Below are 448 nucleotides of genomic sequence, written 5' to 3' on the forward strand. Positions count from 1 at the left end.
CTCCGGCGGGGCGGGCCAGAGCATGGAGACCGGCTGCCGCGCCCCGAGGCGCTCCGCCAGCCGGCCGGATTCGGCCTCGGCCGCGCCGCGGGTCAGCGCCGCCAGCGCCGCGGCGACGTCGCGCGCCTCGGCCGAGTCGTAGGCCAGGCCGAGGCCGGCCAGCAGCCCGGCCAGGTCGGCGAAGCCGAGGCGGAGGCGCGGCGCCTTGCCGGCCGAGAGCGACTCCAGCGCCCGAACCGCCAGGGCACAGGCCTCGGCATAGCCCTCCAGGTCGAGGCCGCCCTCGGGCTCGAGGAAGGCGGGCAGGTTCAGCACGAAGCGCGGCCCGGGCGAGCCCTCGGCGGCGCGGCCCGGCCGGACCTCCCCCCGCCAGGCCTCGGCGCCCGGGGCGCCGCGGCGGGTCAGCAGCAGCGCGCGCAGCCCCTCCGCCAGGGTGGCGGCGCCGGCC

General features: G+C 81.9%; 1 pseudogene. It reads right to left on the reverse strand.

Annotation, left to right across the window (positions count from 1 at the left end):
- Nucleotides 1-448: pseudogene (locus tag E2C05_RS32505) on the reverse strand (hypothetical protein); the annotation flags it as partial.

The sequence above is a fragment of the Paracraurococcus ruber genome (assembly GCF_004353985.1).
Taxonomy (GTDB): Bacteria; Pseudomonadota; Alphaproteobacteria; order Acetobacterales; family Acetobacteraceae; genus Paracraurococcus; species Paracraurococcus ruber.